The following is a 17415-nucleotide window of genomic DNA, read 5'->3' as shown; positions in this document are numbered from 1 at the left end:
TCTTCCGCTTACCTTGAACAGCCTAGGACGGTCGCCACCGCCTGTGGCCACGGGCACGCCGTGACCTGTTCCACGTGAAACCTCGCCAATGAGTTGCACGTTCCCGGGACGTCCGCCGCAAAGCTGGTGGCGACTGTGAAACGCGACAAGCTCGGGTGGCAGGGGAGACTCCCGCGGCGCGGCGCGGCGGGGCGCGAAGGCTGGGGCGCGGCGCGGCGCGGCGCGGGGCGGGGTGGGGTGCTGGGTGGGATGGGGTGGGGCGTCAGGCTCGGGCCGCGATGCGGGGGACGCGCAGCTGCCCCGTCGGCGGGTCCTGCTCGGGCGGCAGGAACAGGCGCTGGGTGGCGGCGAGCAGGCCCTCCGCGACGGCGGCCCGGAACTCGGTCGACGCCAGCGCGGCGGCATCGTGGGTGTTGCTGAGGTAGCCGAGCTCGATCTGGACGGCGGGCATCCTGGTCCGGCGCAGCAGCTCCCAGGTCTTGGGATGGGCGCGGCAGTCCACCATGTCGGTCCGCGAGACGATCTCGCGCTGCACCAGGGCGGCGAAGCGCTCACCGACCGCCGACGAGCCTCGCGCGTGGCCGTAGTAGTACGTCGAGACACCCTGCGCCTGCGCGGAGCCGCTCGCGTCCACGTGTAGCGAGACCAGCAGGTCGGCGCCGATCTCGTTCGCCCGGGCCGCGCGTTCCGCCTCCGGCGGCGACTCGTGCGGACCGTGCACCGGGTAGGCCTCCAGGCCGGACGCGAGCAGCCGGGCCTCCAGCCGCGAGGCCAGGTCGGCCATCAGGTCGCGCTCGCACAGCCCACCACTGGACACGCCGAGGTCGTCGCCGCCGTGCCCGGGGTCGATGGCGACGACCATCCCGAGCAGCGACGGCCCCCGGGCCAGCAGGCGCATGGACTCGCGCAGGACGTCCGGGCGGCCGCCGGTGACCGTGCGTTCGAGGCGCTTGAGCTCGCGCAGGGTCCGCGGGCCGCAGAGGCCGTCTGGGTCGAGTCCCCGGTTGCGCTGGAAGTCCCGGACGGCGGAGTCTGTCCGGGCGCCGAAGATGCCGTCCGCGCGGCCGACGTCGAAGCCCATGTTCGACAGCCGCTCCTGCAGGGCGGCGACGTCGTCACCGACGAACGGGTGGGTGACGCTGTAGTGGAGGAGCCGGTCGCCGAGCCGGCGGCGAGCCTCCTCGATGGCCCGGAAGGTGTCGGGGCCGATGATGCCGTCGACCGACAGCCCGCGGCTCTGCTGAAACGCCCGGACGGCGTTGTCCAGCTCGCTGTCGAACTGGTCGGTGTCGTCCACCTGGCCGCCGTTCCCGGTAGCCCCGCCGCTCCCGTCCGGCCCGTCGGCTGCGGGGGGCACCCCGGGGACAGCTGCCCCGGGGCTGTCGGCCGCATCGGTCTGGCGGGGGGCGACGGGAAGGAAACCCAGGTGGATGAAAGCTGCCCGGGCCTCCACCACAGAGGGGTCACGGTCACCAAGACGCAGCAGCTTCACGAATGAGTACCTTTCGAGTCCGCGTTCATCGAGCCGTCGACCTGCGTCAGGCGGTTCCGCCGCCGAATCCCGGTCATCAGATTAGGCCATCGGTCCCGGGCTGTGAGGACGGCGATCCCCCTCGCCCACCTTTCTGCCCCGGTGCCCCGTACCCGCGCCCGGCGCCCCGCGCCGACCGGGCCGGAACCCGGAGTCGGCGCGGGTGGCCGCTGAAGTGAGTTGTCTGAGCCGTTTCATGTACCGGTGGGGCAGCTCGGTTCGGTGTGAACCCCGGCTGGCGGTGGCCATCCCGGAGAAACGGCCGATGACTACCTGATGTGACCAAAGATGACGTGCGCGGTGCATGAGCAGCTATGCGCCGCTCATTCGATCATGTCTACGGCCCGCTCAGGGCCGATAGCGGTCGACAGTCCGGAAAATCCCACCGGACGTGGGCTTCCGGCTACCAAAAGTTCCACAGACGGGGCTGACCGGCGGAGAGGGCGGCCGGCGGTGCGGTTGGCCGGCGGTGCGGTTGGCGACAGACGCGGTTGGCCGGAGACGAAGACGGCCCGCTCCGGGATCGGAGCGGGCCGTCGAGATCGACCATGGCCGGCGGGGTGCGCTGGCCCGGCCTGGACGTGGCCGGGTGCGGACCGATCAGATGTAGGCCGACAGGTCGCGCAGCAGCGCGGCCTTCGGCTTGGCGCCGACGATGCTCTTGTCGACCTCGCCGTTGACGAAGACGGCCATCGTCGGGATCGACATGATCTGGTACTGGCGCGCGATCTCCGGGTTCTCGTCGATGTTGAGCTTGACGATCCGGAGCTTCTCGCCGTGCTCCTTGGCGATCTCCTCCAGCACCGGCGCGACCATCTTGCACGGGCCGCACCACTCGGCCCAGAAGTCGACGAGTACGGGCTTGTCGCTCTTGAGCACCTCGGCGGCGAACGTGCCGTCCGTCACCTTGGTGGTGGAGCCTGCCATGGCGCTCTCCTCAGGGTTGAACTCTTGTGTCCTGGACTGGTGGCTGGCGGCTTTGCCGTGGCGGGGCGTACCCGTCACGGCGGGGGTGGTTCGCGTCAGGTCGTCGCGGCGAGCTCCGGCGCCGCTTCCCGGGGTGCCTCGGCGGTGGTGTCCGCGGCGCCCTCCAGGTCGGCGATGTGACGCTCGGCGTCGAGGGCGGCCGAACATCCGGTGCCGGCCGCGGTGATCGCCTGGCGGTAGGTGTGGTCGACGACGTCGCCGCAGGCGAACACACCGGGGAGGTTGGTGTGGGTGGTCGGGTGGGCCACCTTGATGTAGCCCTCGCCGTCCAGCTCGAGCTGGTCGTGGATCAGCTCCGTGCGGGGGAGGTGGCCGATCGCCACGAACAGGCCGGTGACGGCGAGCTCGTCCGTCTCGCCGGTGACCGTGTCACGCAGCCGGACGCCGGCGACCTTGTCCTCGCCGAGGATCTCCTCGACCACCGCGTTCCACCGGAACCGGATCTTCGGGTTGGCGAACGCCCGCTCCTGCATGATCGCGCTGGCGCGCAGCTTGTCCCGCCGGTGCACGATCGTCACCGACTTCGCGAACCGGGTGAGGAAGGTGGCCTCCTCCAGCGCCGAGTCACCGCCGCCGACGACGGCGATGTCCTGGTCCCGGAAGAAGAAGCCGTCACAGGTCGCGCAGGCCGACACGCCCCGGCCGAGCAGCCGGTCCTCGTTCTCGACACCGAGCTTCTTGTAGGCCGAGCCGGTCGCGACGATGACCGAGCGGGCGAGGTAGGTCTCGTCGCCCACCTTGATCACCTTCGGGTCCGCGGCCAGGTCGACCTCGGTGACGTCGTCCGCGACGAGCTCGGCGCCGAACCGCTCCGCCTGGGCGCGCAGGTTCTCCATGAGCGCCGGCCCCTGGATGCCCTCGGGGAAGCCCGGGAAGTTCTCCACCTCGGTCGTGGTCATCAGTGCGCCGCCCGCGGACACCGCGCCCTCGAAGACGACCGGCTTCAGGTTCGCCCGCGCGGTGTAGATCGCCGCGGTGTATCCGGCCGGCCCGGATCCGATGATGACGACGTCCAGGACGCGCTCGCCGGAACGCTCCGCTCCGGTGGCCTGACCGGCCTGGTCCTTGCCCTGGGCTGTCACACCCACTCCCTTCACGACTGTCGGACGGGGCCCCGTCGACCCTGTCGTACGTTGCCTCGCCGACGTGATGTCTGCCCCCATAACCGTCGCCGACCGCCGCTGATTCCACCGCGGGGTCACCGTGGCAAGGGGGTGTGTCCGTCCCTACGTGTGTGTCGCCGTGTCGCCGACCCCCGCCTACAGCACGCGGGTGGTGTTCGCGCTGTACAACACCGCGCCCGGCATCCGTACCACGCCGCAGCGTGCGTCGATCACGACGACCCGCGCGGCGGTGGGCTGGCCGGCGACCGAGAGGACCACCAGCAGCGCCCGCTGACCGTCGAAACGCACCCGGTCGAGGGCCAGTACCGACCCGCCCGTCTGGGCGGTGAGGCTGTCGTAGCACATCCGCAGCTGCGGAGTGTCAATCACCCGGGCGAGTTCCTCCGGTGTCGTGGCGGAGGGCACCGACAGGTCCGTTCCCGGTCGCGGGGTGGGCGCGCCGCCCTCGGCGGCCCGCTCCGTGCCCGCGGTGGACGGCACGGGCGTCCCACCGGCAAGGGCGGGCAGGACGGACCAGGTGAGCCTGGTCGTCGGGATCTGCCCGGTGAGCAGGCTCCGGCCGTGCACGACTATGTCGTCGGCCCGGACCGCCTCGCCCGAGTCGGCGACCATCGCGACGGCCGCGGACGGCTCCTCGGACGTCCCGGCGGCACCGGCGGCTTCGGGGGCTTCGGGGGCGTTGGGAACGGTCGCGGCGGCGGCCGGCCCGGGCGCCCGCGCGATCTCCGGGCCGCTCGCCTGGGAGGCGCCTGACAGCGCCGTGGCCGCGTCGCTGGCCGCGGTGGAGCTCGCGTCCCCGCCGCCCGCGGTCAGCCCGCGCAGGGTCAGTACGGCGGCGCCGAACGCCACCAGCGCGACGCAGGTCGCCGCGATCGAGACCCAGTCGCGGGCGGCCCGGCCACCGGCACCGACGAGCCCCCTGCGCCGCCTTCCGCCGCCACCGTGCCGGGTGCTGCCGTGCCGGGTGCTGCCGTGCCGGATGGTGCCGTGGTCGGCGGTGTCCTGTCCGGCGCCGCGCGGCGCCGTCGTGCCCGGAGCCCCGGTGCCTGACGTCGGGGTGCCTGGTGCCTGGTGCCCTGGTGCCCTGGTGCCTGGTGTCGAAGCCTCTGGCGCCGAAGTGTCCGGCGCCGCGGCGCCAGGTGCGGTGGCGGTTGGCTCGCCAGTGCCGGACTCCGCGTTGCCTGCTCCCGCGTTGCCTGGTGCGGTGGCGCCTGATCCCGTGGTGTCTGATCCCGTGGTGCCCGACCCGGCGATGTTCCGCTCGGCGATGCCCGAGCCGAGGCCGCCGGCGCCGACGCCCGCGGCTGTTCGCCCCGGGTCGCCCGCGGTGGTCTTCCGTTCGAACTCCCCAGGGGCGACGAGGCCCGAGGCCGACAGCGAGCCGACCCGCCCGAGACGGCGGCGTGGCCGCGGTGGGCCGCCGGCCGTTCCCCCGCGGGAACCGCGCCCCGGCCGGACGCCTTCCCGTTCCCGGAGGTCCGTGGCCGACCTGGCGGCCAGCGCGGCCTGGATGCGCTCGGCGACGTCGGCCGGCATCGTCATGCTCGCGAGGCGGGCGAGGTCGGCGCGGACCCGGCGCAGGGCCGTGAGCGCCTCCTGGCAGGCGGCACACGAGTGGACGTGGCGCTCGACCCGGGCGACCGCCGGCTCCAGGGGGAAGCCCTGGGCCGCCGGGTCCGGCCGGGCGTCCAGGTAGGCGTCGAGCGCCTCCACGTCGGGATGCCCGCCGGCGGCGTGCTCGCCGGTGGCGAGCCCGTCGGCCGTGCGCTGGGCAGCCGTGCGCTGGGCGGCTGCGCGCTGGGCGGCCGTGCCGGCCCGGGAACGCGGGCCAGGGTCGCCGGGGCGCCAGCCCGGATCAGGGGCGTGGGCGCCGTGTTCGTCCGTCACCACCACCGATCACCTCCTCCGGCGAGTCAGCCGCCCGGCCGTGGTGCCGGTCCGGTCGGCGGGTCTCGGGACGCCGGCCGCGCCCGGTATCTCGACGGGTTCGGCGGCGGCGCCACGAGTGGTCGTGCCGGTGGGGTCGGTACCGTCCGCCTCCTCGCGGTCGGACCCCGCCCGCCCGACCGGCTGGTCGAGCGGTTCGACCGAATGTTCGATCGACTGGTCGGCCGGTTCCTCGAAACCGCCGGCCGATGTGTCGTACCGTCCCTCATCACAGACGGAAGGCGAGGCCGCCTGGTTCCCGGCGGCCGGCCGGCGAGCCCCTTCGGGGGCAAGGTGCCCGAGCAGGACGGCGAGTCGCGCCCGGCCGCGCGCGCAGCGGCTCTTGACCGTCCCGACCGGTATGTCCAGCAGTTCGGCCACCTCGGCGACCGGCCGGCCCTCGACGTCCACGAGGACGACCGGGGTGCGCAGTGTGACCGGAAGCATGCCGAGCGCGGCGCCGATGTCCATCCGGGTGTCGTGCTCGGCGATCGCGTCCCGGGTGTCGGGCGGCTCGTAGGGGACGCCGTCGGGGGTCGAGGGCATCGGCACCGTCGGGCGCACGGCGCGGCGGCGCAGCCGGTCGAGGGCGGCGTTGGTGACGATCCGGTGCAGCCAGGTGCCGACCGCCGCCTCACCCCGGAAGTCGGCGGCCCGCCGGTGCGCGGAGAGCATCGCCTCCTGGACGGCGTCCGCCGCCTCCTCGGTGTCCTGCAGCAGCGCGAACGCCACCGACCACAGTCGGTCGGCGTGCGCGCGGAACAGCTCGCCGAACGCGGCCGGGTCCCCCGCCACGTGCCGACGCAGCGCCTCCAGGTCGGCCGCGGGTGCCCGGCCGGAGGACCGGGCACCCGTCGCCGCGGGCGGGTTCACCGACGTCCAGACGCCGGCGACGGCCGCTCAGCCGCAGTGCGCATCAGAGTCGCCACACCTGATTCCGGCTGGTCAGGCCCGGAAGACGATCTCCGCGATCGACCCCTTGAACTTGCCGTCCTCGGGATTCGTGGGCAGCGACGTCAGCCATAGCACCCAGTACTTGTGCGGCTGCGGGTCGGAGGGCATGGTGATCGCCACCTGGCTCGACTTGTTCAGCTGCGGCGAACCGATGACCTGGTAGTCGTCGATGTTCTCCGAAAGGGTGTCCGAGGCTCTCAGCTCGAACGAGACCGGATTCAGGGATCCGACGGTGACGATGACTTCGCTCGGAGTTATGGCATTGGGGAAGGCGAACCGTAGCCCCACACCGGACTTCAACCCACCGAACTGCCGGTCCGGGTTGTAGCCGGTCGTCGTCCACTGGGTCGACGCATCACCGTCGATGGCCTTCGGGACGTCGGCCGGGTTCTCGTCCTTCGGCGAGTCGGCTGCCTGCGGGTCGAACGAGGTGACCTCGCCGAAGGGGATCGGTGTGCCGGAGGGCACCACGGCCATGGAGGAGGGGCCGGTGTCTCCGTCCGGGGTGCCGCCGCCGTCGTCCTTCGGGCGCAGGGCGATCACGGCGACCACCGCGACGAGGGCGACGACCACCAGCAGCGCCACCCAGGGCAGGACCCGGCGGGCCGTGCCGCCGGCCGAGCCGCCTGACCCGCCGCCCTGGCGGTGGCCGCCGGCGGGCGGGTAGCGGTCGTCGTCGTACCGGCGCTGCTCGGGTGCCTCGCGCTGCGACGGGTAGCCGCCGCGGTCGCGGTCGTCGTAGTTGTCCCGGCCGCCGTAGCCGCGGTCGTTGTAGGAGGTCTGGTCGTAGCCGTCGCGGCCCAGGTAGGAGGTCTGGTCGTAGCCGCGGCGGTCGTAGTCGTCCCGGCCGCCGTAGCCGTTGCCGCCCGAGTTGTTCCCGCCGCCGTAGCCCTGGCCCGGGTAGTCCGAGGGGGCGGGGTAGTCGTCGGTGGCCGGGTTGTAGCCGTCGACCGACATCGCCTCGGTGCTCGGGGGGCCGTCGTCACCGAGGCTCATCAGGCCGGTGTCGAGGACCTGGTCGACCGGGCTGACCGCCTCGAGCTCGGCGACCAGCTCCGCGGCGGTCGTGATCGGCGCACCGGCCCGCTCGTCGCCGAGGGTCGCCAGAGTGATCGCGTCGAGGTCGCGCGGGACGGCCGAGTTGATCTGCCGTGGAGTCCGCAGCCGGCCGTCGCTCGTCGGGGCGGCCGGCAGCGCGTGCTCGCCGAGCAGCGGCCAGGTGCCGGTCAGCCCGGCGTAGAGAAGCCCGCCGAGAGCCCGGACGTCCGCCAGCTCGGCCGAGGGAGGCGCGTCGTCCTTCTCCGGGTCGGAGCCGATGGTCGGCTCCGCGCCGGTCGCCGCGCCGTCCAGCCCGGCGAGGACACCGCCGATCTCCAGGTCGACGACCTTCACGGTGCCGTGGCCGGAGACGATCACGTCGCCGGGGTTGAGCCCGCCGTGGTGGATGCCGCGGTCGTGCGCGGCGGCTAGGACCCGGGCCGCCGCCAGGACGATGGCCCCGGCCTGTTCGGGGCGCAGTGGCCCGTTGGTGGCGAGCTGGCGCAGGGTGCGCCCCTCCACCCACTCCGAGACGACATAGGAGACACGGGCCGTGCCGGTGGTCGTGGTCGTGGCGTCGTAGGTCGACGCGGCACCCGGGTGGACCAGCCGCCCGGAGTTGATCGCCGCCTTCAGCAGGGCGCGGGCGGCGTCCTCCCGGACACCCGGATCGATCTCCGCCGCGGCGTCGGGGTCGGTGCCGGGGTCGACGTGCTCGACGATCCGGACGGCCACCGGCCGGGCGAGGGTGTTGTCGTCACCCCGCCACAGGGTCACCGGACCGCGGGTGTTCAGCGGCGCCAGGAGGCGGTAGCGGCGGTCGAGGACGGATTCGGCCAGCACGGCTGTGCTGGCCGGGCGCTCGCCCGGCGAGTCGGTGGTCACGTCGTTATCGACGTCCGCGCCCTGCGGTCGGTTGCTTCCGTCGACCACAGCGCCTCCGTCGTCCGCACACCCGCCGGCCGACCCGACGGCGGGTTGCCCCACCTCACCCGGGCAGGGGATCCGCCCAGCGTTCCGCTACTGCGAACGAACATCCCGGACACCCTCCGTCGCATCGGAACGCATCGTGTGACCAACGCGACGAGCTGGGTGCTGCGCCTGGTTCACCGGCGACGTTGGGCGGGGCCCGCGCACAGCGTGTTCAGTGTACGAGTCCGGCCCTGGCATCTCGCGGATGTCTCCGGACAAGCCAGCTTGGCACACCGGGGCGAACCATCCGCCTATGGACACGCCATGGACCCGGCGTGCGCTCGTGCGAAATCAGTGGTAACACACCCATCTTCACCCCTACACCCGTTCGACGCCACTAGAGGATCACTTTCTGTGCTTATCTGTGTTCGGGTGTGTCAAATCTTTGCCGAATGATTTGCTGCTGTCACTTAAAGTCGTGTTGATGGGTGGCCGGTGGCATGGGCGTGGTTGGGGTTCCGCTCCCGCCGCCGGGCGCCGTCCGCCACGCCGATGGGACCTTGGTGCCATGCCGGTGGGGAATCCGGGCGACGGAATCGAGACCATCGGCCCGCACGGGCGGGACCAGTGCCAGCAGGTGTCGCGGCCGGTCAGCCGCGGCGGCCCGAGGAGCCGCCGCGCCGCCCTGACGGCCCGCCGGGCCGGCCGGAAGGTCCGCCGCGCCCGCCACGACCGTCCGCGGGCCCGCCACGCCCACCGTCGCCGCGTCCGCCCGCGGGCCCGCCACGCCCACCGGGGGGGCCGCCACGACCGCCTGAGGGCCCGCCCCGGCCGCCGTCTCCCCGGCCGGCCGATCGCGGTGACGGCGTCGCGGACGCCGGCGCCGCGCCGGCACCGGAACCAGCGCCGGCGGCCTTGGCCCGTCGGCCGAGGCCGAGCCGGCCACCGACGATGCGCATCAGTGCCGTCATCTCGTGCATGCCGGTGCGCACGGAGATCACAACGAAGACCAGGCCGCCGACGACCAGCGCCAGCACCACCGCGACCCCGGAACCGAGCCAGCCCCTGCCGAGCAGGTCACGCAGGCCGCTCGCGATGACGCTGGCGAGGACCGCGCCCACCCCGGCCGTCACGCTCACCCGGGTCGTCACCCGCGCGATGCGGTTGCCGTCGATGCCACGCAGGCGGCGGCGCAGCAGGACCGTCGTCGCGACCAGGCCGATCAGATAGGCCAGCGAGAAGGCCAGCGCCAGCGCGGCCGCCCGGTGCTTCTCGGCGACCACCTCCGACAGCACGAACGCTGCCAGCACGTTCGTGGCGACCACGCCGATGTTGACCAGGGCGGGCGTGCGGCTGTCCCGGTAGGCGTAGAAGGCCCGCAGCTGCACCTGGAACAGCGAGAACGGCACGAGCGCGATCGCGAAGGCGCTCAGCGTGTCCCCGATCGCGATCGCGTCGTCGTAGCCGACCGCGCCGTGGTTGAAGACCGTCACGGCGATCGGGCGTCCCAGCGCCAGCAGGAACAGCGCCGAGGGGACGATCGCGGTGACCGTCATCCGGGCCGCCGTCGAGAGGTCCTCGCGCACCAGGTCGGCCTGCTCGCTGGCGGCGTGGCCGCTCATCCGGGGGAGCAGCGCGGTGATCACCGAGACGCCGATGATCGCGTACGGCAGCTGGAAGATCTGGTAGGCGTAGGTGTAGATCGAGTAGGCGGTGGTCGACGACGACAGCCGGGTGATCATCAGATAGCCGAGCTGGCTGATCAGGACGTAGAGCAGCGTCCAGCCGGCCAGCCGGGCCGCCGTGATCAGCCCGGGGTGGCGCAGGTCGAGCCGAGGTCGGTAGCGGAACCCCACGGAGCGCACCGAGGGCAGCAGCGCGATGGTCATCACGACCACGCCGAGCGTCGTGCCGCCCGCGAGAACGATCTTCTGGGCGTCGGTGATGCCGTCCAGGGTCGGCGGGCGCGGTCCGGGCAGGAAGATGAACACCACGCAGGTGGCGATCACCACCAGGTTGTTCAGCACCGGCGCGAACATGGGCGCGGCGAAGGACTGGCGGGTGTTGAGGATCGCCCCGAGCGTCGCGCCGACGCCGTAGAAGAGGATCTGCGGCATGAACCAGCGCAGCAGGTCCGCGCCCAGTGCGCGCTGTGCCGGCCCGGCGTTCAGGTAGAGGCTGATGATCTGGGGTGCGGCGAACATCCCCACCAGGACCGCCGCGCCCAGGCCGAGCACCATCAGCGTGATCAGGGACGAGGCGAAGCTGTCGCCCCCGTCCGGGTCCTCCTTGGACGCCTGCACCAGCACCGGTACGACGACGCTGGTCAGGATCCCGCCGAGCAGCAGGTCGTAGAGGATGTTCGGGGTCGTGTTGGCGACGTTGAAGGCCTGGCCGACGGCCCCGGTGCCGATCGCCGCGGCGATCGCGACCGTGCGCAGGAAGCCCGAGGCCCGCGAGGCGATGGTGCCGATCGCCATCGTCCCGCTGGCGCGGCCGAGCCCACCGCGTTTCGCCGTGGCGGCGCCGCGCGTGGTGCCACCGGCCTGCTTGCCCGGCGCCGGCCGGCTCCCGGCCTGCCGGCCCGTGGCCTGCTTGCCGGTGGCGGGCCGGTCGGTGGCCTGTCGGCCCGGGGCCCGCCCGCGCCCGGCCGGCCGCGCGCCCTCGGGCGCGGGGCGCCGGTTGGACGCCGGTGGCGGTGTCACGGGCGGCGCCAGCCTGCTGGTGCGCTCGTCGGCGGGCAGCTCGTCGAGCGGGTCCACCAGCGGGTCCACGAACGGCTCGACCGGTGGCTCCACCGGCGGATCCGCGAACGGTTCGACCGGTGGCCGGGTCCGGCGCGCCGGACCGGCGCCGGCCCGCGGAGCCGCGCCGGGGGCCGGCGTGCGGGAGCGGGACGACCACATCGCCGGGCCGCCCTCGGACGGCGGTGGCACGGCGGGGGCGCTCGGCAGTCTGCGGGTCTGCTCACCTGCCGGCGGCCGTCCCTCGGGTGGACGCCCGCCGATCTCCGGGCCGTCCTCCTGACGGGACTGGGGCGACCTGCCCGCGCCCGGACCGGCACGACGCGGCCCGGTCGGGTGCGGCGCGGTCGGGTGCGGCGCGGCGTCGTAGGGATCGTCGGGATCGGGGCGGCGCCGGCCGGGCACCGGCGGGGGGGTGTCCGGGTAGGCGGAGCCGGTGGGCACCCGGGCCGTGGTGTGCGACCCGTCCGCGTACCAGTCCGGCGGTTCGCCGTGGCGAGGTTGCCCGTACCGGGGTCCGCCGTCGTATCGGGGCTCGCTGTACCGGAGCTCGTCGTATCGCGGCTCGTCGGGGCGGGAGTCGTCGTACCGGGGCTGGTCACGCCCGTCGTACCGGCGATCCCCGTACCGGGGTTCGCCGCGTTGGGCCTCGCCGTAGGGCGCCTCGTCGTACGGCGGTTCGCCGTAGGGCGCCTCGTCGTACCGGGGATCGCCGTCGCGTGGGTCCCACCCGCCGCGGTCAGGCTCGTACGGCGGCGGTCCGGGGGGCCGCTCCGACGGCGCTTCCCGATCGCCCCACGGCGTCGGCGGGTCCTGAGCGGGCCGGTTCACGTTCGGACGGTAGCGGGCCGGCTGCTCATCGGCATGAGGAAACGGCGAACCCGGCCGATGCGGCTCACCGGTGTCCGCGTACCGGTCGTCCGGGTACGGACTGCCCCGGTACGGGCGGTCGTCGTACCCACTGTCCCCGCCGTCCCCGTATCGACCCCCCGGGCCGCTCGGGCCCGCCGGATAGCCGTCGCCCGCGTACCCGCCGGTGCCGTCGTAGTGCTGGTCGGGACGTCCACCGCCGTCGTACCGCCCGGCGGCGTACCCGTCGTCCCGGTGGGTTCCGCCCCCGTCGCGGCCCCCACCCCGGCCGTCGTCCCGGCCGCCGCTCGGGTAACCGTCGCCGGCGTACCGCTCGTCGGGGTAGCGCTCGTCGGGGTAGTGGTCATCCGGATAACGCCTGTCCGGATAGCGGTCGTCCGGGTGGCGGGGGGTGCCCGGGCCGTCCCGGGGGTCGTGGCGGCCGTCGTCGGGCGGCCAGCGCGACTCGTCGGCCGGGGTCACCGGCCGTCCCGGCGCCGCGGCTGGGACGCGGATCCGGCCGGGGCCGCGGGACGCTCGGACCACGGCCCCGCCGCCCTGCCACCGGGACCACCGGTGGGCTGGCCGTACGGGGAGCCGGTGGGCTCCCGCTCCCGGTAGGCGGCGGGAGCGGTCAGCCCGTCGAAGTAGGGATCGTGCCCGGGGCCGGCCGGCACGGGATCGTCGACGGGCCGCTCCGGCCAGCCCGGATCCGGGCCGGTCCCGGGCGCCGCCGCGTCCACCGCCGTCGTCGCTGTCGCCGTCGCCGTCGCCGCTGTCGCCGCCGATCCGCCGCGGGAGCGCGCGCGGAGCCTGCGCAGCAGGCGGATCAGCACGGCCAGCATCAGCACGCCGATCGCGCCGATCGTGATCGCCGTGGCGATGGCCCCGTAGACCGTCGAACGCACCAGCACCCGGGCGGCGGCGTCCGGGCCGACGGCCTGCCCGTCGACGGTCTCGAGCCGGATGTCCACCGGGAAGGTGCCGGCGCTCTCGGCGTCCACCTCGATCTCGAACTGGTCCTTCTGGAACGGTTCGAGGACCCGGGTGACCTCGGTCGCCGAGACGAGCCGCCCCCGGTCGGTGGACGAGAGTTTCAGGACCACGGTCACATTCCAGTCAGAACCGTTCTCCAGCGTCACCGGGACCCGCCCGCGGCTGCTGGTGAGGTTCACGATCCGGGACGCGACGACCCGGATCTTCGACCGGTAGTCACCGACCTGTCCGTCCGCCTGCTGGGCCAGGGAGAACCCGCCGAGCCGGTCGGTGCGCCACCACGCCGACAGGGCTGTGATCAGTGTGTTGCTCATCGGGGCGACCAGGTCCTGCTGGCACTTGAGCAGCCCCAGCCCGGTCATGGTGGTCGGCGGGCAGAAGGCCGCGCTGAGGACGGCCACCTCGCCGCGGATCTGCCCGACGCCCTTCACGTAGTCGACCGGCAGCTCCCGGCTCTGCGCGTCGGCGTTGTAGGTCAGGCCGGCACGCTGCCGGGTGGCGTCCGGGGACGGCTCCCTGATGCCGACCGGCCTGGAGTAGGCGCTGTCGAGGCTGCGCAGGATCGAGTTGAGCCAGCCGGCGGGCGGCGTGAAGTCGCGCGGGAGGGCCAGCACCGCGGCCCGCTCGTTCGGCTGCTCGGCGGTGATCATCGCCAGCTCGGCGCGGAACCGGGCGAGGGCCTGCTCCGGGAGCTGCTGGCCGTCGTAGCCGGCGACCGCGTCGGCCAGCCGGTGGTCCGCCGCGAGCACGCGGACCTGGCCGGTGGACGTCGCCACGGTGACCGCCGCGGACGGGGTGTACCGCACGGCCTGGGCCGCGGGCAGCAGCCGGTCGTCGACGATCACCGTGCCGGCGCCGTTGGCACCGAGCACGTCGACGGTGGGCGCGTCGGCGATGCCGTCGGCGGGGAAGGCGATCGTGCCGCTCCTCTGGATCCCGCCGCCCAGCAGCCCGGCGATGACGACCTGGCCCGTGTTCACCGAGTACTGCAGCGTGTCGAGCTGGTCGGCGCGGACGAGCGCCGGCAGGTCGGTGTCCCCGTAGGGCAGGGCGATGACGGTGCCGCCCCGCCGCGCGAAATCCTTGATCCGGTCGAGGAAGGCGCCCGCGTCGGGGTCGGCCGGGGCGTCTCTCGCCCCACTCGGGGAGGCGTACCGGTACGGGTCCTCCATGCGCCGCAACGCCTGTACCAGCGTGGGGTCGACCGCGAGGGCGACCTGGGGCGGCGGTGCCCCGGGGGCGGTGGACTCGAGCGGGTCGAGCAGCGCGTCGAGCCGGCCGCCGTCGCGGACCTCGTCGGTGAGGGTGTCGTCGGTGAGCAGGCCGTCCGAGCGCAGCCGGGGCTTGCTGGAGACGGGCAGGACGGTGACGACCGCTGTGCGTGCCGCCGCCTGCGGGGGCGAGACGACGATGAACGTCGTCAGCGACGCGACGGTGCTCCGCGCGCGCTCGCCGACCCGGCCGACGATCCTGATCTGGACCGGCCGCACGCTCACGGTCGACGAGCGGAACAGCGCGGGCACGTCCGCCTGCGCGGCGAACTGGCCGGGGGTCGTCGCGGTGGGGCTGATGGTCAGCGGCCCGCTGGCGAGCGTCGAGTAACGGATCTGCGGGGGCGGGCCGCCGCTGGTCAGCTGGGCGAGCTCGCCGCGGGACCGCAACGGGCCGCCCACCTCGAGGACGACGCCGAGGTCGGTCGGCAGCACCGTCCCGCCCACGTCGACCGTGCCGGTCATCCGGAGCTGGGGGGCGGCGGCACTCGGGGTGACGAGGCTGGTGAGGCGGACCTCGATGGGCAGGCCCGTGGTCCCGTTCGTGGCTCCAGCGGTACCCGGTGTGGTCTGTTGCGTGCTCGATGTGCCGCTTGTGCCGGGGTTCGTCCGGGTTATCGGCTGGGCGATCGTCCCGCCGTCCGGCGAGATTCCCACAGATGAGGCTGATCCTGTGGACAACTCTGTGGACAGCCCTGTGGAAACTGTGGATGAAGCCTGTGGATTATGCGGATTGAGCTTCGTGCTCGCCAGGCTCACGCCGGCCCCGGGCCAGAGCAGCGCGGCGGACCCGAGCAGCGCCGCGGCCGCCAGCCGGTGCCGGCGGAACGGGGTACGGCCGGTCACGAGGCGTCGGCGAGGATCGTCGGCACCCCGTCGAGCAGCCGTCGTTCGTCGGCGTACGCGAGCCGGCGGGCCACCTCGGGCAGCGGGACCCACGCGACCTCCGCGACCTCGACGTCGTCGTCGGACAGGTCGCCCGACGTCCGGAGCAGGAGGAAGTGGTGGACGGTCTTGTGCACGCGCGCCTCGCCGGCGACGAACCAGAAGTCGATCGTGCCCAGCGGGCCCAGCACCGCTCCGGTCACACCGGTCTCCTCGGCGACCTCTCGGACGGCGGCCTCCTCCGTGGTCTCGTCGCGCTCGACATGGCCCTTCGGCAGCGACCACAACAACCGGCCACGCTTGTCCCTGCGGGCGATCAGCGCCGCGTTCGCGCCGGCCGACGCGGTGTCGAGCACGAGGCCCCCGGCCGAGGTCTCCTCCACCCTGCGCAACGGCCTGCGGCCGGGCGTCCTGGGCGGGGAGGGCATGGACTGATCGTACGAGCACCAGCCGAAACAGCCCCGTTGTGTGTCCCGCTCGTCCGGGAAAATCGCCGCAGGGGCCCGAGTGGGCACTTTCGTCCGTCGTGCGGGGCACCATACGACGATGGTCCCGTGTCGAGGGGGGCCGGACACGTGCCGAACAGGCACGGCCATCAGCAACCGCCCGCTCGCCCGTAATCTGAACAGGTGGCTGTGATCAGTCTTGACAATCCCCGGGACTCGGCGGAACAGGTGGTGAGTGACCTGCTCCGGGTGCCCGCGCCCGCCGACGAGCTTGGTCGGATCTTCGCCGACCACGGGCACACCCTCCATCTGGTCGGTGGCTCCGTCCGCGACGCCCTGCTCGGCCGCGCGAGCGATCCGAGGGACCCGGGCGGCCCGAGGGACCCGGGCGACCCGGGCGGCCCGCGCGCGACCGGTGCCCCGATCGGAGGCCCGCCGGACCTCGACTTCACCACGGACGCCCGCCCCGAGCGCGTCCTGGAGATCACCCGGGGCTGGGCCGAGGCGACCTGGGACGCCGGCATCGCGTTCGGCACCGTCGGCCTGGCCCGCCGCGGGGTGCGCTTCGAGGTCACGACCTACCGGTGCGAGTCGTACGACCGGACGTCACGCAACCCGGCCGTCACTTACGGTGACAGCCTGCGGGAGGATCTCGTCCGTCGCGACTTCACCGTGAACGCGATGGCGGTCTCCGTCCCCGGGCACGACTTCGTCGACCTCTTCGGCGGGATGGCCGACCTGGCCCGCGGCGTGCTGCGCACCCCCGGCCCCCCGGAGGCGTCCTTCGACGACGACCCGCTGCGCATCATGCGGGCCGCCCGGTTCGAGGCGGCCCTCGGCCTCACCCCGGTTCCCGAGCTGGTCGCGGCCATGCGCTCCCGGGCCAGCCGCATCTCGATCGTCTCCCCGGAGCGGGTGCGCGACGAGCTGCGCAAGCTGATCGCGAGCCGGGACCCGGTCGCCGGCCTGGAGCGGCTCGTCGAGATCGGCGTCGCCGACCTGGTGCTCCCCGAGCTGGGCGCCATGCGGATGGAGATCGACGAGCACCACCAGCACAAGGACGTCTACACGCACACGATGACCGTGCTGCGCCAGGCGATGGCGCTGGAGGAGGACGGCCCCGACGAGATCCTGCGCTGGGCCGCGCTGCTGCACGACATCGGCAAGCCGCGCACCCGCCGGCACATCGCCGGTGGCGGGGTGTCCTTCCACCACCACGAGGTGGTGGGGCGGGACATGACGCGCCGCCGCCTGGTGGCCCTGAGGTTCCCGAAGGACGTCGTCGACGCCATCTCCTCGCTGGTCTACCTGCACCTGCGCTTCCACGGGTACGGGTCCGGCGAGTGGACGGACGCCGCCGTCCGCCGCTACGTCCACGACGCCGGGCCTCAGCTCTCCCGGCTGCACAAGCTCGTCCGCTCGGACTGCACGACCCGCAACCGGCGCAAGGCGGAGAACCTGGCCCGCGCCTACCGGTCGCTGGAGGAGCGGATCACCGACCTCGCCGCCCGCGAGGAGATCGCGGCGATCCGGCCGGAGCTGTCCGGCGACGACATCATGGCGCTGCTGGGCCTGCGGCCGTCGCGGCTGGTCGGGCAGGCCCGGGCGTACATGCTCGACGTCCGGTTCGAGCGTGGTCTGCTCGGCCGCGAGGCCGCCGAGGCCGAGCTGCTCCGCTGGGCCCGGGAGAACGACATCCCCATCCCCGGCGAGCCCCCCACCCCCGGCGGGCCCCCAGCCCCCGGCGCCTGA

At 73.7% G+C, this 17415-nt stretch carries 10 protein-coding genes; 1 reads left to right on the top strand and 9 read right to left on the bottom strand.

Features of this window, described 5'->3' with window-relative positions; all coding sequences use genetic code 11:
- Positions 1–262 precede the first annotated feature (262 nt).
- From B056_RS0122340 to B056_RS0122300, 9 genes are all read right to left on the bottom strand, one after another.
- Entirely contained in the window at positions 263–1492 is a 1230-nt protein-coding gene (locus B056_RS0122340; protein WP_026240008.1) for an N-acetylmuramoyl-L-alanine amidase, read from the bottom strand.
- Between the two features lie 639 nt (positions 1493–2131).
- Positions 2132–2458: a thioredoxin gene (gene trxA, locus B056_RS0122335; RefSeq protein ID WP_018504086.1), complete on the bottom strand. Its 327-nt coding sequence runs from the start codon at positions 2456–2458 to the stop codon at positions 2132–2134.
- Between the two features lie 95 nt (positions 2459–2553).
- A complete protein-coding gene (gene trxB, locus B056_RS0122330) occupies positions 2554–3600 on the bottom strand; it encodes a thioredoxin-disulfide reductase (protein ID WP_035752429.1) in 1047 nt (348 codons plus the stop codon).
- Between the two features lie 177 nt (positions 3601–3777).
- Positions 3778–5535 (bottom strand): anti-sigma factor family protein, encoded by a 1758-nt coding sequence (locus B056_RS0122325; RefSeq protein ID WP_230203117.1) that lies wholly within the window; start codon positions 5533–5535, stop codon positions 3778–3780.
- A 3-nt stretch (positions 5536–5538) separates the two neighbouring features.
- Complete coding sequence (gene sigM / locus B056_RS0122320) at positions 5539–6441, bottom strand: RNA polymerase sigma factor SigM (protein WP_018504084.1); 903 nt, start codon at positions 6439–6441, stop codon at positions 5539–5541.
- Positions 6442–6513: 72 nt separating this feature from the next.
- Positions 6514–8493: a protein kinase family protein gene (locus B056_RS0122315; RefSeq protein WP_018504083.1), complete on the bottom strand. Its 1980-nt coding sequence runs from the start codon at positions 8491–8493 to the stop codon at positions 6514–6516.
- A gap of 629 nt (positions 8494–9122) precedes the next feature.
- Positions 9123–12548 (bottom strand): murein biosynthesis integral membrane protein MurJ, encoded by a 3426-nt coding sequence (gene murJ / locus B056_RS45450; RefSeq protein WP_268258382.1) that lies wholly within the window; start codon positions 12546–12548, stop codon positions 9123–9125.
- Positions 12545–14989 carry a DUF6049 family protein gene (locus B056_RS0122305; RefSeq protein ID WP_018504081.1) on the bottom strand — a complete coding sequence of 815 codons (2445 nt, stop codon included), beginning with the start codon at positions 14987–14989 and terminating at the stop codon, positions 12545–12547. The genes murJ and B056_RS0122305 overlap by 4 nt, the downstream gene beginning before the upstream one ends.
- A 185-nt stretch (positions 14990–15174) precedes the next feature.
- Positions 15175–15645 carry an NUDIX hydrolase gene (locus B056_RS0122300; RefSeq protein WP_195905939.1) on the bottom strand — a complete coding sequence of 157 codons (471 nt, stop codon included), beginning with the start codon at positions 15643–15645 and terminating at the stop codon, positions 15175–15177.
- 207 nt (positions 15646–15852) lie between these two features.
- Here B056_RS0122300 and B056_RS0122295 point away from each other — a divergent pair, with 207 nt between their 5' ends.
- Positions 15853–17415 (top strand): CCA tRNA nucleotidyltransferase, encoded by a 1563-nt coding sequence (locus B056_RS0122295; RefSeq protein WP_026240006.1) that lies wholly within the window; start codon positions 15853–15855, stop codon positions 17413–17415.

Source organism: Parafrankia discariae (assembly GCF_000373365.1).
Lineage (GTDB): Bacteria > Actinomycetota > Actinomycetes > Frankiales > Frankiaceae > Parafrankia > Parafrankia discariae.
Note: the sequence above shows the minus strand (reverse complement) of the source record. Positions and strands in the feature narration are given on the sequence as shown.

Coding starts and splice junctions, on each gene's coding strand:
- trxA (WP_018504086.1), bottom strand. CDS start 2,458: ATGGCAGGCTCCACCACCAAGGTGACGGACGGCACGTTCGCCGCCGAG.
- B056_RS0122300 (WP_195905939.1), bottom strand. CDS start 15,645: ATGCCCTCCCCGCCCAGGACGCCCGGCCGCAGGCCGTTGCGCAGGGTG.